The organism is Thermaurantiacus tibetensis, from assembly GCF_015354055.1.
GTDB lineage: Bacteria > Pseudomonadota > Alphaproteobacteria > Sphingomonadales > Sphingomonadaceae > Thermaurantiacus > Thermaurantiacus tibetensis.
Genome location: NZ_JACHTM010000001.1, coordinates 827,200 through 843,126, shown reverse-complemented (window position 1 = coordinate 843,126; position 15,927 = coordinate 827,200). Strand labels below are relative to the sequence as shown.

At 69.8% G+C, this 15,927-nt stretch carries 15 protein-coding genes; 2 read left to right on the top strand and 13 right to left on the bottom strand.

The window, feature by feature from the left end; translation table 11 throughout:
• Window positions 1-10: 10 nt before the first annotated feature.
• From sppA to H3H34_RS04220, 6 genes are all read right to left on the bottom strand, one after another.
• On the bottom strand, window positions 11-1,882 hold the full coding sequence (gene sppA / locus H3H34_RS04245) for a signal peptide peptidase SppA (protein ID WP_194743960.1): 1,872 nt from the start codon (window positions 1,880-1,882) through the stop codon (window positions 11-13).
• A 56-nt stretch (window positions 1,883-1,938) separates the two neighbouring features.
• Entirely contained in the window at window positions 1,939-3,081 is a 1,143-nt protein-coding gene (locus H3H34_RS04240) for an acyl-CoA dehydrogenase family protein (protein WP_194743959.1), read from the bottom strand.
• Window positions 3,082-3,158: 77 nt separating this feature from the next.
• Window positions 3,159-4,232, bottom strand: coding sequence for a CaiB/BaiF CoA transferase family protein (locus tag H3H34_RS04235; RefSeq protein WP_194743958.1), 1,074 nt, complete (start codon window positions 4,230-4,232; stop codon window positions 3,159-3,161).
• Entirely contained in the window at window positions 4,229-5,416 is a 1,188-nt protein-coding gene (locus tag H3H34_RS04230; RefSeq protein ID WP_194743957.1) for a CaiB/BaiF CoA transferase family protein, read from the bottom strand. The genes H3H34_RS04235 and H3H34_RS04230 overlap by 4 nt, the downstream gene beginning before the upstream one ends.
• A 40-nt stretch (window positions 5,417-5,456) precedes the next feature.
• On the bottom strand, window positions 5,457-6,632 hold the full coding sequence (locus H3H34_RS04225) for an acyl-CoA dehydrogenase family protein (RefSeq protein ID WP_194743956.1): 1,176 nt from the start codon (window positions 6,630-6,632) through the stop codon (window positions 5,457-5,459).
• Between the two features lie 12 nt (window positions 6,633-6,644).
• Entirely contained in the window at window positions 6,645-7,142 is a 498-nt protein-coding gene (locus H3H34_RS04220; RefSeq protein ID WP_328831189.1) for a MaoC family dehydratase, read from the bottom strand.
• An 89-nt stretch (window positions 7,143-7,231) separates the two neighbouring features.
• Between H3H34_RS04220 and H3H34_RS04215 the strand changes: the two genes are divergently transcribed.
• Both H3H34_RS04215 and H3H34_RS04210 read left to right on the top strand, forming a co-directional pair.
• Window positions 7,232-8,116 carry a DUF1838 family protein gene (locus H3H34_RS04215; RefSeq protein ID WP_194743954.1) on the top strand — a complete coding sequence of 295 codons (885 nt, stop codon included), beginning with the start codon at window positions 7,232-7,234 and terminating at the stop codon, window positions 8,114-8,116.
• Window positions 8,113-8,670, top strand: a complete 558-nt coding sequence (locus tag H3H34_RS04210) for a pseudouridine synthase family protein (RefSeq protein ID WP_194743953.1) — start codon at window positions 8,113-8,115, stop codon at window positions 8,668-8,670. Before H3H34_RS04215 ends, H3H34_RS04210 begins: the two co-directional genes overlap by 4 nt.
• Window positions 8,671-8,674: 4 nt before the next feature.
• On the opposite strand, the gene H3H34_RS04205 is transcribed toward H3H34_RS04210, so the two are convergent.
• The 7 genes from H3H34_RS04205 to H3H34_RS04175 are packed head-to-tail and all read right to left on the bottom strand — an operon-like array spanning window position 8,675 to window position 15,811.
• Entirely contained in the window at window positions 8,675-9,988 is a 1,314-nt protein-coding gene (locus H3H34_RS04205; RefSeq protein WP_194743952.1) for an alginate export family protein, read from the bottom strand.
• Window positions 9,981-11,042, bottom strand: a complete 1,062-nt coding sequence (gene arsB, locus H3H34_RS04200) for an ACR3 family arsenite efflux transporter (protein WP_194743951.1) — start codon at window positions 11,040-11,042, stop codon at window positions 9,981-9,983. Before arsB ends, H3H34_RS04205 begins: the two co-directional genes overlap by 8 nt.
• A 53-nt stretch (window positions 11,043-11,095) precedes the next feature.
• Entirely contained in the window at window positions 11,096-11,362 is a 267-nt protein-coding gene (locus H3H34_RS04195) for an ATP synthase F1 subunit epsilon (protein WP_194743950.1), read from the bottom strand.
• Window positions 11,362-12,807: a F0F1 ATP synthase subunit beta gene (gene atpD, locus H3H34_RS04190; RefSeq protein ID WP_194743949.1), complete on the bottom strand. Its 1,446-nt coding sequence runs from the start codon at window positions 12,805-12,807 to the stop codon at window positions 11,362-11,364. Before atpD ends, H3H34_RS04195 begins: the two co-directional genes overlap by 1 nt.
• Window positions 12,808-12,830: 23 nt before the next feature.
• The gene (locus H3H34_RS04185; protein ID WP_194743948.1) at window positions 12,831-13,706 is read right to left on the bottom strand and encodes a F0F1 ATP synthase subunit gamma; all 876 of its coding nucleotides are present in this window, start codon (window positions 13,704-13,706) and stop codon (window positions 12,831-12,833) included.
• An 18-nt stretch (window positions 13,707-13,724) separates the two neighbouring features.
• Window positions 13,725-15,257 carry a F0F1 ATP synthase subunit alpha gene (atpA, locus tag H3H34_RS04180; protein WP_194743947.1) on the bottom strand — a complete coding sequence of 511 codons (1,533 nt, stop codon included), beginning with the start codon at window positions 15,255-15,257 and terminating at the stop codon, window positions 13,725-13,727.
• Window positions 15,257-15,811 (bottom strand): F0F1 ATP synthase subunit delta, encoded by a 555-nt coding sequence (locus H3H34_RS04175; RefSeq protein ID WP_328831185.1) that lies wholly within the window; start codon window positions 15,809-15,811, stop codon window positions 15,257-15,259. The genes atpA and H3H34_RS04175 overlap by 1 nt, the downstream gene beginning before the upstream one ends.
• Window positions 15,812-15,927: the final 116 nt, after the last annotated feature.

The window sequence follows — 15,927 nt, the reverse complement described above, 5'->3', positions numbered from 1 at the left end:
GCGCTGCCCGTCAGCCTGAAAGGCCGAGCGCTGCGAGCGCCCGGTCAAGACGCCGCTGCTCGGCTGCGGCCAGCGGGCGAAACCCGGCGCAGGCGAGGCAGGCGGCCTGCACCGTGGGGCCGCGAACGGCCTCGAGGCTGGCGGCAAGCGCGCCTGCCGCCTTCAGCCGCTGGGCGAGGACGAGCCGCCCGAGCGCATCGCCGCCGGCCTTGGCGCGAACGAACTGCCGCTGCTCCAGCAGGGTCTCGAACCAGGGGCGGGGCTGGCGGAAGGGCTTCACCGCCACCTCGCCCTTGATGCCGGCCAGGCGACCGGCTTCGGCGACGGCAGCATCGAGCCCGCCGAGCGCGTCCACGAGCCTGAGTTCGACCGCGCGGCTCCCCGACCAGACCCGGCCTTCGGCGATGGGCGCAACTTCGGACACGTCCATCTTGCGGGCCTCGGCCACCACGCCGAGGAAGCGGCGATACACGTCCTCGACGCTGGTCTGCACCAGGTCGCGCGCGGGCTCGTTCAGCCCATCGATGAGGTTGGGCTGGCGCGAATAGGGGGTGGTGCCGACACCGTCGGACGTGATGCCAAGGTCCTTCAGCGTCCGGCCGAAGGTGGGGATAAGCCCGAACACGCCGATCGAGCCGGTGATGGTCGAGGGCTCGGCGTAGATCCGCTCGGCGCCGGTCGCGATCCAGTAGCCGCCCGAGGCCGCCACGGGCCCCATGCTGGCCACCACCGGCTTGCCCCTGGCCCGGGCTGCCATGAGCGCGTCGCGGATGACGTCGGAGGCGGTTGCCGAACCGCCGGGCGAGTCGATCCGGAGCACCAGCGCCTTGACCCGCTCGTCGGCCACCGCCTGCTCGATGAGGTCGGCCACGCTCTCGCTTCCCGCCTGGCCTTCGGGCGCCTCGCCGTCGGTGATCGGGCCCGCTGCCTGGACGAGCGCGACGACATCGCCCTTCGCCCCTTCCGGCCCTGCGGTGGCGAGATAGGCGGCCTGGCCGATCCCGTTCAGCGTGTCGGCCCGGTCCGGCTCGTCGCCGGCGCCGACCGTCTCGCGCACCCGCGCCACGAAGGCGAGCTTCGTGCCGACCCGGTCCACGAACCCCATGTCCTTCGCAAGCGTTGCAAGATCACCATTCAACCCCTTGATCCGGGCCGGCATCGACTCGACGGCGGCCTTCACGTCGAAGGCCGGCCGGGCGCGGCGGATGCCGGCCTGGTAGGCCGCCCAGAGGTCGTCTGCCAGCATCTGGTCGGCGGCGCGCGCCTCGGGCGAGGCGTTCTCCCGCGTGAACGGCTCGATCGCGCTCTTGAAGGTGCCGACGCGGAACACCTCCACATCCACCTTGAGCTTATCGAGCGCGCCCTTGAGATAGAGGCCGGTGCCGCCGGGGCCAGTCAGCAGCACGGCGCCGTTGGGGTTGAGCCAGGCCTCGTCGGCGTGCGCGGCGAGGAACCAGCCGTCGTCACCATAGGCCGTGGCATAGGCATAGACCGGCTTCTTCTCGGCCTTGAAGCGCAGGATCGCCTTCCCCACGCCCTCGAGGTTCGCGAGGCCGCCACCCAGGAAAGTGTCGAGATCGAGCACCAGCGCCTTGATGCGCCGGTCCTTCGCCGCGAGGTCGATGGCGCGGATGACGTCGCGGGCCTCGGTTTCCGAGAGCCGCCCGCCGTCAAGCGCAGCGAGCGCCGAGACGGGTGTTGCCTGGTCGACCAGCGTGCCATCGAGGGTGATGACGAGCGCGGCGCCATCCGGCACCTTCACCGCCGGCCCGCGGAACGCGACCGCCGCCCAGAGGAGGCCGAAGAAGAGCAGCAGGAAGAGGAGGGCGAGCGCGTCCTTCACGCCCATGAGGAACCGCCAGACGCCGCGAAGACCCGCCATCGCCTCAACCCTTCCGGCCAGACGTCCGCGTTCCTACCGGGAGGCCGACCTCCCGGCTAGAGGCTGCGGCCGATCAGCTCCTTCATGATCTCGCTGGTGCCGCCGTAGATGCGCTGCACGCGCGCATCCCGCCACAGCCGGGCGATGGGATACTCGTTCATGTAGCCGGCGCCGCCGTGGAGCTGGAGGCAGGCGTCAACCACCTCCCACTGCAGCTCGGTCGAATAGAGCTTGGCGGCTGCCCCCTCGTAGGGGTCAAGCTTGCCGGCCATGTGGCGCTTCAGCGCCCAGTCGAGGTGCGCCCAGCCCGCCTGCAGCTTGGCCTTGAGGTCGGCCAGCACGAAGCGGGTGTTCTGGAAGTCGAACACGGTCTTGCCGAAGGCCTTGCGTTCCTTGGTGAAGCGTACCGCCTCGTCGAAGGCGCGCTGGGCACCGCCCATCGCCGAGCAGGCGATCGACAGCCGCTCCTGGGGCAGCTGGCTCATGAGGTAGATGAACCCCTTGTTCTCCTCGCCGAGGCAGTTGGTGATCGGCACGCGGCAGTCCTCGAAGAAGAGCTCCGAGGTGTCGGCCGAATTCTGGCCGATCTTGTCGAGGTTGCGCCCGCGCGAAAAACCCGGCGTGTCGGCGTCAACCAGGATCAGGCTCGTGCCCTTGGCCCCCTTGTCGGGATCGGTCTTGGCCACCACGATCACCACGTCGGCGTTCTGGCCGTTGGTGATGTAGGTCTTCGAGCCGTTGATCACATAGTGGTTGCCGTCGCGCCGTGCCGTGGTGCGGATGCCCTGCAGGTCGGAGCCGGCGCCAGGCTCGGTCATGGCGATCGCGGTGATGCACTCGCCGGAGATCATCTTCGGCAGATACTTTGCCTTCTGCTCGTCCGAGCCGTAGGCGACGAAATATTCCGCCGTGATGTCGTTCTGGAGCGTGATGCCCGCCGAGGACCCGAGATAGGCCAGCTCCTCGTCGATCACGCTGTTGTAGCCGAAGTCGAGGCCGAGGCCGCCATAGGCTTCGGGCACGTTCGGGCAGAGGATGCCGGCCTCGCCGCACTTCCGCCAGAAGGCGCGGTCGACGATGCCCTCCGCCTCGAAGCGGTCGAGCTGGGGCACGAGCTCCTTCTGGAAGAACTTCCGCACCTGTTCGCGGAAGGCCTCGTGGCTTTCGTCGAACGCGGTCCGGCGGCTGGTGTCGAGCATGGGTGAACCTCCTTGCTCGCCCGTTGCCCTTGGCCGCGCGGCTTAGCAAGCCTGCCGGATGTGGGCGGTTTGCCGCGTCAGGCGGCGGCCTCGCCCCTTGCGAACCGGATGGGGGAGGCGAACAGGTGGGCCCCGTCTGCCTCGACGAGCAGCCCGGCTTCCCGCACGGCCGGCTGGCGCATCGCCTCGGCGAAGTCGAGCACGGGCGCGAAGGCGACGTCCCGGCCGTGGAACCATGCGACCCATTCGTCCCGTGTGCGCGTGGCGAACGTCTCGGCGAGGAAGGCCCGGAGCGGCGCGTGGGCCGGGCCGGCCTCCTGTTCCGCAACGGCGAGGAGGTCTGGCCGGCCCAGCGCCTCGAGAAGGGTCCTCGCGAACTTGGGCTCCCGCCCGCACAGCGCGATGTGCCGGCCATCGGCGCAGCGATAGACGCTGTAGAAGGCGTGCCCGCCGAGCGAGCGCTGGCAATCCGCCCTGACCGGCCGGCCCTCGACCACCGCCTCGCCGGCGATGTGCGCCGTCCACGGCAGCAGGCAGCCGAACATGGAGAGATCGATGAAGTCGCCGCGGCCGGTGTGTGCCCGGCCGAGGAGCGCCATCAGCACCGCCGCGCAGCCGGTAAGCCCGGCAGCCATGTCGGAGGCCGGCAGTCCCGGGACGACGGGCGTGCCGTCGGCCGCGACGTTGACGGAAAGCGCGCCAGAGAGCGCCCAGGCGCCGAGGTCATGCGCCGGGTGGTCGGCGAGCGGCCCCTCCTGCCCGAACGCCGAGATGGAGCAGTAGACGATGCCGGGATTGCGCTGAGCGACGGCCGCGTAGCCGAACCCGAGCCGCGCCATGACCCCCGGGCGGAAGCCTTCGACGAGCACGTCGGCCTCCTCGAGCAGGCGCCACAGTTCGGCCTTTCCGGCCTCGGTCTTGAGGTCGAGCCGGACGCAGCGCTTGCCGTGGTTGAGGTTCCGGAACCAGAAGCTCTCGCCGGCTTCGAAGGGGCCCATGGCACGCGCCGGGTCCCCGCCCGGGGGCTCCACCTTCACGACCTCCGCGCCATGGTCCGCGAGGAGCCGGGTCAGCATCGGGCCCGGAAGAAAGAGGGACAGGTCGACCACCCGGATGCCGGCGAGCTTGGCGCTCGCGCCTGGTCCGCTCACACGACGCCCCGCGCGCGCAGGTCGGCGACGTCGGCTGCTGTGTAGCCGAGCTCCACGAGAAGGGCCTCCGTGTCGGCGCCCAGCTTCGGCGCATGGCGGGCGGGGAGCCGCTCGCCGTTGACCATGATGGGGCTTGCAAGCGCCTTCATGTCGGGCCGGTCGGGGTGCGGCACGGCCTGCACCATGCCGCGGGCGCGGATGAAGGCGCTGTCGAGCGCCTGGGCAAGATCATGGACCGGGGCGACGGGGCAGAGGCCGCCGAGGCGCTCCACCCAGGCGGCGGTCGGCTTCGTCATGAAAACGCCGTCGAGGATGTCCGTCAGCTGCGGGCGGTGCTTCAGGCGCGCTTCCATGGTGGCAAAGCGCGGGTCCGTCTTCAGCTCGGGGACACCGAGCGCGTCGGTCAGCCGCTCCCAGAACTTGGGCAGCTGCGCCATCACGAAGATCCAGCCGTCGGCGGTGCGGAAGAGCTGGGAGGGGGTGACGGAGGGGTGAGCCGAGCGCGGCGCCCGGCCGGTCTCGTAGCCCTCGTTCAGGTACCAGGTGGCGGGGTAGCTGGTCTGGTGGAGCGCAGCCTCGAGCAGGGCCACGTCATAGTCCCCGCCGCGGCCGGTCGCGCGTGCGCCGAGGATTCCGGCAAGCGTGGCGGTGGCCAGCATCTGGCCGGTCATGAAGTCCACCATCGAGAGGCCGAAGCGGGTGGGCGGCGCATCCGGCTCGCCGGTCATGGCAAGGAAGCCCGCTTCCGCCTGCATGAGATAGTCATAGCCGGGCCAGCTCTCGCGCGCGTTGCCGCGTCCGTAGGCAGACGCGTGGACGCACACGATCTCCGGCTTCACCTTGCCGAGCGCGGCATAGTCGAGGCCCAGCTTCGCCGGCTGGTCGCCGCGCGCATTGTTGGTGACGGCATCGGCAGTTGCGACCAGCCGGTGCAGGATCTCCTGGCCCTCGGCCGTCTTGAGGTCGAGCGTGAGCGAGCGCTTGGAGAGGTTGAAGGTCTGGTAGAAGAGGCTGTCGTCGGGCCCGAGGAAGAAGGGGCCGGTCGCGCGGCTCGAGTCCCCGCCCTTGGGCGGCTCGAGCTTGATGACCTCCGCGCCCATCTGGGCAAGGCACATGGTGCCATAGGGCCCGGCCCCATACTGCTCGAGGGAGAGGATGCGCAGGCCCGCAAGAGGCAGGGTCACGCGTGCCCCTCCGCCAGACCTTGTGCCAGCGGCCCACCCGTCACGCCGGGTTCCGCTTCAGCCACTGGCGGGCCACGATCATCCGCTGCATCTCGTTGGTGCCCTCGCCGATGCACATGAGAAGCGCATCGCGGTAGTAGCGCTCGATCTCATATTCCTTGGAATAGGAGTAGCCGCCGAAGATCCGCATCGCCTCCTCGGCGTTGCGGACTGCCGCTTCGCTTGCGAAATACTTGGCCATGCCGGCCTCCATGTCGCAGCGCTCGCCGCGGTCGTAGGCCTCGGCCGCGTCGAAGGTGAGGAGGCGGGCGGCCCTGGCGCGCGTGACCATCTCGCCGAGTTTCAGCTGGATCGCCTGGTGCTCGGCGATGGGCTTGCCGAAGGTCCGCCGCACCTGGGCATATTCGGTCGCGAGGCGCAGCGCGCCCTCGGCGAGCCCCACGCCGCGCGCGGCCACGTTGATTCGCCCGAGCTCGAGGCCCCCGGTCGCCTGGTAGAAGCCCTGGCCTTCCACCTCGCCGATGAGCTGGTCGGCCGGGATGCGGCAGTCCTCGAAGATGAGCTCGGCCGAGTCGATCGCCTTGTAGCCAAGCTTCTCGATCTTCTTGCCCACCCGGAAGCCGGGGAGCGACTTGTCGGCGATGAACAGGCTCATGCCCCGGTGGCGCGGCTCCGCCTCCGGGTCGGTCTTGACGAGGAGGGCGAACACCGAGCCGTGGATCCCGTTCGAGATCCAGGTCTTGGTGCCATTGACCACATAGTGGTCGCCGTCGCGGCGGGCGGTCATGCGGATGCCCTGGAGATCGGTGCCGGCGTCGGGCTCGGTGAGCGCAAGGCCCCCGCGCAGCTCGCCGGAGGCCATCTTCGGCAACCACTTCGCCTTCTGCGCGGGCGTTCCGAACTTCTCGATCGCCATCGCGCAGATGAGGTGGGAGTTGAAGATGCCGGTGGGCGCCATCCAGAAGGAGGCGATGCGCGCGACGATCTTCGCGTAGGTGGTGGCCGGGAGGCCGAGCCCGCCCCATTCCTGGCCGATGGTCGCGCCAAAGAGACCAAGCTCGGTCATCTGGCGGACCGTCTCCTCCGGCCAGATGTCGCCGTGGTCATGGTGCATCACCACCGGCTTCAGGTCGCGCGCGATCCACTTGTCGATCGAGTCCATGAGCTGGGTCTCGAACGCGGGGTCGACGGTGCGCAGGTCGTGGGCGGTTGCCATGGGCCGTCCTCCTCAGCTGTCGGCGGGGCCATGACCCCGCTTCCAGACCAGCATGGTGCGCAGGAAGTCGCAGACCACGACGCCGTTCTGGTTCCGGCCGGTCGTCCTGATGGTCACGATACCCTGCTCGGGCCGCTTCGCGCTCTCCCGCTTCTCGATGACCTCGCTCTCGGCGTAGAGCGTGTCGCCCGCGAACACGGGGGCGGTGAGCCTGATCTCCTTCCAGCCGAGGTTGGCAACGGCCTTCTGGCTGACATCCGAGACGCTCATGCCGACGAGAATCGCAACCGTCAGCGGAGAGGCGACGAGCGGCTTTCCGAACTCGGTCTTCTTCGCATACTCGGCGTCGAAGTGCGCCGGGTGGGTGTTCATGGTCAGCAGGGTGAACCAGATGTTGTCCGTCTCGGTGATGGTCCGCCCCGGCCGGTGCTCGTACACGTCCCCCACCACGAAGTCCTCGTAGTAGCGCCCGAACACCTCCCGGTAGCGCTGCGGTCCTACCTCGATCACGCCTGGGCGCATCGTCCTTCCTTTCCCGCTTGACCTCCCGGCTATTTGTCCGGACATTTTGGCTGTCAAGCCAGAGCGGGAGCGCGCGCATGCGGATGTGGGTGGTGGCAGCCATGCTGGGCCTCTGGGCGGGGGGTGCTGCGGCACAACGCCTCGCCTTCGACAGGCCCGACGACCAGATCGCGATGTTCCGCAAGATCCAGTGCTCCACGCGCGACCTTGAGCCGGTGGTCTACCACTGGTCCGGCCGGGTCTGGTCGCGCGTGCCGGGCGAGCCCGACCGGCACCTCTGGAACGTGGAAGGCATGAATATCCGCCAGTGCGTGACGGTGGAGGATCCGGCGCGGGGCCGCGGCGTCCGCATGGTCAGCCGCGAGCTCATGTTCTACCTCGATCCGAAGACCGGCGCCGTCCTTGACGAGTGGCAGAACCCCTGGACGGGCAAGGTGAACCGCATCTTCCACGTGGCGAACGATCCGGTGAACCAGCGCCCCATCTTCCCGCGCGGGGCCGATGGCACGCCCTACCGCCTGCCGCTCCGGGTCGAGGATGGCCGCGCCTTCTGGAACATCGAGGTGCCGCTCTTCTACGAGAACCCGCTCGGCGGCGATTTCCAGGCCTATGCCGGCAACCAGTATCACGCGATGGAGATCTTCAACTTCGTCATCGACGAGAAGGCGCTGACCGATCCCCGGACCCGCAACGCCAGGGCTGCCGTCTCCTGGGTGCGGCTGTCGGGCTGGATGCCCTTCATGGAGATGGGCTCGCGCCCTGGCTCCCTCGTCTTCAACGCGACCGGCCAGGTGGTCGGCGGGATCGAGGCCCTGCCGAAGGTCATCCAGGACCAGATCGCCCGCCGCTATCCCGAGTATCGCGTGCCGCCCCCGGCCGATGACGCGCGCCCCAACGCCACGACCTGGACCGAGTTCCGCAAGTTCATCGAGGCCGAGCGGGCGGCGAAGCGGCCGCAATGAGCGCCGCCCTGGCTGCCCTTGCGGCAGGCGCAGTGCTCGCCGGAGTGTGGACCAACGAGGAGCAGGTACGGTTCGCCGAGGAGGAGGGCCGGCCCGCCCCGGCCTGGGTGGGCCTGCGCGTGGAGGCGGGCCGGGTCACGCCGGTCGACGCCTTCGGCGCTCCGCTCGGAGAGGGCAGGGCGCTGACGCCGCAGGAGACCGAGGCCGGCGCACCGCTGGTCCCTGGCACCGAGCTTCGCCGGGGCCGTCCCTTCGCCTGCTGGGCCGCCATTCCGAAGGCCGCAGGCGGCTGGTGGGGCCGGCGCGACATCCCCCTCCACGACCAGGGCGGCATGGCGCGCCTCGAGACCGACGAGCCCGCACCGCAGCGCTTCGACCTGAGGCTCAGGAACGTGGTCTGGCCCTCGGGGCCGAACCGCCCCAGCCTCGTGCTCTACGTCCACGCGCCCGGAAATCCGCGCGCGCTGGCCTATGCCTGGGCCAATCCGGAGGCGACGCGGGTGGGCCTCAACCTGCGCAGCGTGCAGGCGAGCTGCACGCTCGCCGAACCCTGAGGCATCAGAAGAAGGCCTCGAGCGCGCTTGCGACATAGACGCTCGACCGGCCGGGTGCTGCCGCTTCGAGCACGCCGCGCCGGGCGAGGCCAGTCACGTTCAAGTCGGCACGCAGCGTCCGCGGCACCAGCCACAGCCGGGCGCGGGCATCCACCTGCACGCCAGCGAACCGGCCCGCCGCGCCGCTCGGGTCGCGCACTCCGGTCGTCGAAAAAAAGTCGGTGGCGCTGGCTGCCCACAGCCCCCGGGCGATGATCCAGCCATCGGCCCCGCTCCGCTCCTCGATGGTGAAGCGCAGGCCTGGAGAGGTCAGGTTGGCGCGGCCGAGCACGCCGTAGACGGACGATGGGCCATATTCGAACCGCCGCGCACCGAACAGCTGGTCGAACCGGCCGTAGCGCCCCCCGGGCACGTCGCCCGAGACATGGTCGAACTCGAGCGCCAGCCGGGGCGCCAGCGCGCCCTGCCAGCTGTAGCCGACGAGGGCCCTCACCATGCCGGCCCTGACCGGGACGGCGGCGTCGCGGGGCCGGTCCACGGGTGCCGCCCTGCCACCCTGCAGATAGGCCTCGACGTCGAAATCGAGCGCGCCCGGCGCCGGCAGCCTCACGAGGCGGGGCCCGAGCGTCCAGAGCTGCCGGTCGCGCGTCTCGAAACCCGGGCGGTCCCGCTCGCGCAGGCCGATCGCGGTGAAGCCGAGCTCGATGCCGCGGCTGCCGACGGGCGCCAGCACGGAGGCGCCGAAGACCTGCTGCGCCAATCGCTCCCGGTCCAGCGCCGGGCGGTTCGCCAGCACCGCCTCGCGGGCGTCAGGCTTGCGCGTCTGCGGCATCGCCCAGAAGAGTTCGAGATCGGCGCCACCACGCGTCTCGAGCGTCGCGTCGACGCCGGTGAAGAAGTCGGCCGCATTGCGGTAGTCACCGAGGGCCACGAGCCGGCGCGCCCCGAGATCGATCCCGGTCCGACCGAGCGTCAGCCGGAGCTTGGTGCCCGGCCCGGCAAGATCGCCGAAGTCGAGCATGGCCTTGAGCTGCACGGGCTCGAGGGCGTTCACGTCGGCTGCCGAAAGGCGCGTGTCGTCCGGCTTGCCATGGGCCCGGGAGTCCCTGAGTTCGGCGAACCAGGTGACGGCGCCGGTCGAGAGGGCGGCGTTGACGATGGTGCGCAGCTCGACGAGGCTTTCCGATGTCGCTGCCCCGGGCCTCACCTGCCCGTCGACGAGGGCTGGCCTGACCCGGATGGCGCCGCTCACGTCCACGCCGGCGGAGGCGGGCGCGGCCAGCGCAAGGAGCAGCGTGCCGGCAGCCGCCCTAGCCATGCGCGCGCGCGTCGAAGGCCGGGCGCGCCCGGTTGGCGAGCGCCACCAGGCTCAGCATGACCGGCACTTCGACGAGCACGCCGACGACCGTTGCAAGCGCCGCCGCCGAGCCCAGCCCGAAGAGCGAGATGGCCACCGCCACGGCGAGCTCGAAGAAGTTGGACGTGCCGATGAGGGCGCAGGGCGCTGCCACCCGGTGCGGCACGCGCAGCGCAAAGGCCGCGCCCCAGGCAAGGCCGAAGATGCCGTAGCTCTGGATCAGGATGGGAACCGCGACGAGGGCGATGAGCAACGGCTGGGCAAGGATGGTCTCCGCCTGGAAGCCGAACAGCAGAAGCACTGTCAGCAGCAGACCCATGATCGAGAGCGGGCGGACCGCAGCCTGGAACCGCTCCACTGCAGCAGGTCCGCCAGTGGCCAGCAGTCGCCGGCGGGTCCAGATTCCGGCGAGCAGGGGTGCCACCACGTAGAGCAGCACGGACAGAAGGAGGGTCTCCCACGGCACCTCGATGTCGGTCACGCCGAGAAGGAAGGCGACGATGGGCGCAAACGCGAAGACCATCACCAGATCGTTCACGCCCACCTGCGCGAGCGTGTAGTTGGGGTCGCCGCGCACCAGCTGGGACCAGACGAAGACCATCGCCGTGCAGGGGGCGGCACCCAGCAGGATGAGGCCGGCAATGATCTGGTCGTGCTGGGCCGCCGGGATGAGGGTGCCGAACAGGTGGCGGATGAACAGGATGCCGAGTGCGGCCATCGTGAAGGGCTTCACCAGCCAGTTGACGACGAGCGTGATGACGAGCCCCGTCGGCTGGGCGAAGGCCCGGCGGATGCCGTCGAACGCGACCCCCACCATCATCGGGTAGATCATCGCCCAGATGAGAAGCGCGACGGGCAGGTTGACCCTGGCGACCTCGAGCCCGGCGAGCGTCCGGAACGGGCCTGGAAGGGCGGTGCCGAGCCCGATGCCAAGGCCGAGGGCAAGCAGGACCCAGAGCGAGAGAAACCGCTCGAAGCGGGGGAGGGCGGAAACCCGTTCGGCTGCCTCTGCCATGCCTGCCCTCCCTGCTCGCGCTGCCGCGGCATGCCGGGCCGCGGACCGCCGGGTCAATCGGTCAGAGACAGGTCTCCGGTGAGGATGGTGAGCCCCGCCTCGTTCACCTCGGCAAGGCCGCCATCCACTTCGATCCGCTGCGGCTCGGCGCCGGGCTCGCGGTAGACCTCGATGACGCCGGGACGAATGGTCGAGAGCACCGGTGCATGGCCCGCGAGCACGCCGAAGTCCCCCTCGGTGCCAGGCACCACCACCATGTGGACCTGGCCCGAGTCGATCCGCTTCACTGGCGTCACGATGTCGAGGTGGAACTTCGCCATCAGGCCGTTTCCATCAGCTTGCGGCCCTTCTCGACCGCGTCCTCGATGGTGCCGACCATGTAGAAGGCGGCCTCGGGCAGGTGATCGTACTCGCCCTCCACGATCGCCTTGAAGCCCTTGATGGTGTCGGCCAGCTGGACGAACACGCCCGGCGTGCCGGTGAACACCTCGGCGACATGGAAGGGCTGGGAGAGGAAGCGCTGGATCTTGCGCGCGCGGGCCACCACCAGCTTGTCGTCTTCCGAAAGCTCGTCCATGCCGAGGATGGCAATGATGTCCTGCAGCGACTTGTAGCGCTGCAGCGTCTTCTGGACTGCGCGCGCCGTCTCGTAGTGCTCCTTGCCGACCACGCCGGGCTCGAGCACGCGCGAGGTCGAGTCGAGCGGGTCGACCGCCGGGTAGATGCCGAGCTCGGCGATCTGCCGGCTGAGCACGGTGGTGGCATCAAGGTGGGCGAAGGAAGTGGCCGGCGCCGGGTCGGTCAGGTCGTCGGCCGGCACGTAGATGGCCTGCACCGAAGTGATCGAGCCCTTCTTGGTGGAGGTGATGCGCTCCTGGAGCGCGCCCATGTCGGTGGCGAGCGTCGGCTGGTAGCCGACGGCGGAGGGGATGCGGCCGAGGAGCGCCGAGACCTCGGAGCCTGCCTGGGTGAAGCGGAAGATGTTGTCGATGAAGAAGAGCACGTCCTGCCCTTCGACATCGCGGAAATATTCGGCGATGGTGAGGCCGGAAAGCGCGACGCGCGCGCGCGCGCCGGGTGGCTCGTTCATCTGCCCGAAGACGAGCGCGACCTTCGAGCCTTCGGAGATGGCGTTGCCGTCCGCATCCGAGGCGATGACGCCGGCTTCGAGGAACTCGTGGTAGAGGTCATTGCCTTCGCGCGTCCGCTCGCCGACGCCGGCGAACACCGAGTAGCCGCCGTGGCCCTTGGCGATGTTGTTGATGAGCTCCTGGATGAGGACGGTCTTGCCGACGCCTGCGCCCCCGAACAGGCCGATCTTGCCGCCGCGCGCGTAAGGGGCGAGGAGATCGATCACCTTGATGCCGGTGACGAGGATCGAGGTCTCGGTCGACTGGTCGACGAAGGCGGGCGCCGGCGCGTGGATGGGGGCGGTCGTCGTCGCGTTGATGGGCCCGCGCTCGTCGATGGGCTCGCCCACCACGTTCATGATGCGGCCCAGCGTCTCGCGCCCGACCGGCATGCGGATCTGGCCGCCGGTGTCCACCACCTCCTGCCCGCGGACGAGGCCGTCGGTCGAGTCCATGGCGATGGTGCGGACGACGTTCTCGCCGATGTGCTGGGCGACTTCGAGGACGAGCCGGCGGTCCTCCACCCGCGTCTCGAGCGCCGAGAGGATCTCGGGAAGCTCGGTCTCGAAGGCGACGTCGACGACGGCGCCGATCACCTGCGTCACGCGGCCGATGTTGTTGGTGGTGGTTGCCATGACCTGTCCTTCCTGGGGAGCGCCTAAAGGGCTTCCGCGCCCGAGATGATCTCGATGAGTTCCTTGGTGATCGCCGCCTGGCGGGTGCGGTTGTAGGTGAGGGTCAGCCGGCCGATCATCTCCCCGGCGTTGCGGCTGGCGGCATCCATCGCCGTCATCCGCGCGCCTTCCTCGGAGGCCCGGCTCTCGAGAAGCGACTGGTAGACATGAACCGCAACCGAGCGCGGCAGGAGCTCGGTCAGGATCGCCTCGGGCGAGGGCTCGAACTCGATGGAGGCCGGAAGCCGGGCCGTGTCGGTCACCTCCGGCCGGCGGACCGGGATCAGCCGCTCGTCGGTCGGGATCTGGGTCAGCGCCGACTGGTAGCGGGCGAAGAGGATGTGGGCGACATCGAACTCGCCGGCGTGGAAGCGGGCCACCACGTCATCCGAGAGCGTCCTCGCTTCCTCGAAGGTGAGCATCTTCCGCCCCTCGAGCGAGCGCGTGGCGACGATGTGGCGCCCGTGGGTGCGCACGAGCTGGGCGCGGCCCTTGCGCCCCACCACGTAGAGCTTGACCGTCTTCCCCTCGGCGAGGAGGGCGTCGGCCTTGCGGCGGGCGAGACGGACGATGTTCGAGTTGTAGGCCCCGCAGAGGCCGCGCTCGGAGGTGATGACGAGGAGGAGGTGGGTCTGCTCGCGGCCCGTGCCGGCGAGCAGCTTCGGCGCCTCGGGCCCCACCATGTTGAGCGCGAGGTTGCCGATGACGCGCGCTGCCCCTTCGGCAAACGGCCGGCCCGCGAGCGCGGCCGCCTGCGCGCCGCGCAGCTTCGCGGTTGCCACCAGGTTCATGGCCTTGGTGATCTTCTGGGTCGACCTGACCGAGGCGATCCGCGTCTTCAGCGACTTGAGCGAGGGCATGGCGCAGCCGTCCGGGTGTCAGGCAACGAACGTGCGGGCGTAGCCCTCGATCGCGGCCTTCACCTTCTCGCGCGTGGCGTCGCCAAGGTCGCGGGTCTCGCGGATCTCGGCGAGAATGTCGGCGTGCTTCGAGCGGAAGGTCTCGAGGAGACCCGCCTCGAACCGGGTCACCTCGGAGACGGGGATGGGGTCGAGGAAGCCATTGACCCCTGCGAAGATGGCGACGACCTGCTCCTCGAACGGCAGCGGCTGGTACTGCGGCTGCTTCAGGAGCTCGGTCAACCGCTGGCCGCGGGCGAGCAGCTTCTGGGTGGCAGGATCAAGGTCGGAGCCGAACTGGGCGAAGGCCGCCATCTCCCGGTACTGGGCAAGCTCGAGCTTGATGGAGCCCGCCACCTTCTTCATCGCCTTGGTCTGCGCCGCCGAGCCGACCCGGCTGACCGAGAGGCCCACGTTGATGGCCGGGCGGATGCCCTGGTAGAAGAGGTCGCTCTCGAGGAAGATCTGGCCGTCGGTGATGGAGATCACGTTGGTCGGGATGTAGGCCGAGACGTCGCCGGCCTGCGTCTCGATGACGGGAAGCGCGGTCAGCGAGCCCCCGCCGTTCGCGTCGTTCATCTTGGCGGCCCGCTCGAGCAGGCGCGAATGGAGGTAGAAGACGTCGCCCGGATAGGCCTCGCGGCCCGGCGGGCGGCGCAGCAGGAGCGACATCTGCCGGTAGGCCACCGCCTGCTTCGAGAGGTCGTCGTAGGCGATGACGGCGTGCATGCCGTTGTCGCGGAAATACTCGCCCATGGTGCAGCCGGTGTAGGGGGCGAGATACTGGAGAGGCGCCGGGTCCGACGCGGTGGCCGCCACCACGATCGAATATTCCATGGCGCCGGTTTCCTCGAGCTTGCGCACGAGCTGCGCGACCGTCGAGCGCTTCTGGCCGATCGCGACATAGATGCAGTAGAGCTTCCGCGTCTCGTCGCCGGTCGCGTTCACCGCCTTCTGGTTGATGAAGGTGTCGAGGATGACCGCGGTCTTCCCCGTCTGGCGGTCGCCGATGATGAGCTCGCGCTGGCCCCGGCCGATGGGAACGAGCGCGTCCAAGGCCTTGAGGCCCGTCTGCATCGGCTCGCTCACGGACTTCCTCGGAATGATGCCCGGCGCCTTGACATCGACCCGGCGCCGCTCGGTTGCCGGAATCGGCCCCTTGCCGTCGAGCGGGTTGCCGAGCGCGTCGACCACCCGGCCGAGGAGGCCCTTGCCCACCGGCACGTCGACGATGGCGTTGGTGCGCCGCACCGTGTCGCCTTCGCGCACCGCGGTATCGTCGCCGAAGATGACGATGCCGACGTTGTCCACCTCGAGGTTCAAGGCCATCCCCTTGAGGCCGCCGGCAAACTCCACCATTTCGCCGGCCTGGACACGGTCAAGGCCATGGACGCGGGCGATGCCGTCGCCGACCGAGAGCACCTGGCCCACTTCCGAGACTTCCGCCTCGGTGCCGAAGCCCGCGATCTGCTCGCGGATGACGCGGGAGATCTCGGCTGCGCGAATGTCCATCAGTTGAGGCCTTTCATCCTGGTGCCCAGCCGTTCCAGCCGGGTCCTGACCGAAGCGTCGATCTGCTCGGAGCCGATGCGCACGACGAGCCCGCCGAGGATCGCGGGATCGACCGTTACCTCGAGCGCCATGTCCTTGCCAGTGCGCGCCTTGAGCTTGGCGGCGAGCGCCTTCTTCTGCGCTGCCGTGAGCGCATGGGCAGCGATCACCTGCGCCGTCTCCTCGCCCCGGTGCGCGGCAAGGCGCGCCCGGTAGGCGCGGATGACCTCGGGAAGGAGGGCGGCGCGGCCGTTGGCCGCCAGCACGCCGAGGAACTTCCTGACGAGCTCCGGGAGCTTGAGCCGCTCCGCCACGGCGGCAAGACCCGCGCCCACCTCGGCCCGGCTCAGCAGCCGGTCGCGGACCAGTGCGGCAAGCTCGGGCGCCTCCGCCAGGGCCTGTTCCAGCGTGCCAAGGGCGCCGGCCACCTCGTCGAGCGCCCGGGCGCTCTCGGCAAGGTCGAACAGCGCCGCCGCGTAACGCCCGGCCAGGCTGTTGGCTGTACCCACGCGCACCTCGACTGCCCTGCCGGCGGCACTTCCGGGCGACGGCCCGTGCGCAGCATGCCGGCACATTGCGGAAACGCACGGCGGGGAGCCCGCCGGCATCTACGGCGCGCTAGCACGCGACC